Below are 1,408 nucleotides of genomic sequence, written 5' to 3'. Positions count from 1 at the left end.
TATATGTATTTTTGTATGCAAATATTTTACTATTATTTTTTTATTCTTTTATTAGACATAAATAAACCGCCTTATTACCTTTTATTATAAGGTTTAAGACGGTTATAGTTATTTTATTCTATCCATATGGCCATGATAATTATAAGGTGTTCCACCTAATTCGTGATAACGGTCATACATATAGCCGCTTAGCTCTTCATAAGCGTTATACAAACGATCAAAAGCATTTCTTGTACCTATATATTCTCTATCTTCTAGTAATGCACGTCTTGTATAAGCCACTTCTTTAGCGTATGCCATATTATATTGGTAAGCTACAGCCTTTCTTCTTTTTGTCTGCCAATACTCTAAATTAGCGCTTTTTACCGGCTTTAATACTTCTAGCAAAGGTTCAGGATCAGGCCTGTTTTTTCTACTTTCTTCTAGGTCTGGCAATGCGTCAGCCATTATAGAAGCCTCTAAATCATATCCTAACTGTGCTAAAACACTGAAAATATCGTCAAACATTTCTGTGACACCTTCTTCATTCTCGCAAGCTTCTCTATAGTCTTTAAAACTACTTAAATAATCTGCTTCTGCTATGTTTATCAACTCTAATACTTTAGCTTTTTGTTCACTTTGTGAACCGCTATGCCCTGCATATTCAGTTAATGCGTCTATTTCTTTAACTTTAATATTATGGTTATTCAAGTCGCTGCGAATTTCTTCGAGGTTTTTAATATCACGCTTATTCAAGTTGTCTATAGCCTCATTTGCGGCATCTATAGCTTTGTCATAGTCATTGTAAGGATCTGCTTCTATTGCCTCTTCAAAGCCCTCTATTTGCTTTCTCAGCGATATCCTAGCACTCTTTTTGAGTATATCGACTTCTTCGGTTGTAGCATCATCTTTATTTAAGCTGCTTTTGATATCGTTTAAAGCTCTCACTAGCTTTCTGTACTCTCTGCGGTATTCACTCATAAATTCATATCTGTCCTGTAATGCCTTTAGATACGGTTCTTTTAATGTTTCAAATTCTTCCATGATTTTCTGAATAGCATAAAACTTATCTAAATTAGTTGTTGGCATTTTACTCAATCCCCCTCAATACTATCTCAGTTCTAGGATTTTCTAATTCTTGGAATTTGGCCATAGTAACCATAGATACACAGCTATCTTTTTCATCCAACCCTTTAAAAATACTGTCTAACGTAGCTTTTAAAAGGTTATCAATATCGGGCGCTGTTGTTTTTGTTAGTTTTTTTATCCGTTTTTGATGTTTAGGGGCTTGGCAATAAAATAAAATCTCAGCTTTGACGCCTAAATATGTGTGAATTACGTCAAAAAAGTTTTCATCTAATGCACCATCACGCTTTAACTGTTCCTGCACACCATCCATATAATCAATATAAGATTGATCATAGTATGT

General features: G+C 33.9%; 2 protein-coding genes. Both read right to left on the bottom strand.

What is annotated here, in order from left to right; translation table 11 throughout:
• Nucleotides 1-108: 108 nt before the first annotated feature.
• Nucleotides 109-1,068, bottom strand: coding sequence for a hypothetical protein (locus G465_RS0112800; protein WP_022654820.1), 960 nt, complete (start codon nucleotides 1,066-1,068; stop codon nucleotides 109-111).
• Nucleotide 1,069: 1 nt separating this feature from the next.
• On the bottom strand, nucleotides 1,070-1,408 hold a 339-nt coding region (locus G465_RS0112795; RefSeq protein ID WP_022654819.1), incomplete at its 5' end, for a RusA family crossover junction endodeoxyribonuclease.

Origin of the sequence: Aquaspirillum serpens DSM 68 (genome assembly GCF_000420525.1) — a bacterium.
Taxonomy (GTDB): domain Bacteria; phylum Pseudomonadota; class Gammaproteobacteria; order Burkholderiales; family Aquaspirillaceae; genus Aquaspirillum; species Aquaspirillum serpens.
The sequence above is the reverse complement of the archived record's forward strand: the minus strand, read 5'-3'. Positions and strand labels throughout refer to the sequence as shown.

What these genes read in the sequence shown, in the direction of transcription:
- G465_RS0112800 (WP_022654820.1), bottom strand. Translation starts at nt 1,068, where the DNA reads ATGCCAACAACTAATTTAGATAAGTTTTATGCTATTCAGAAAATCATG.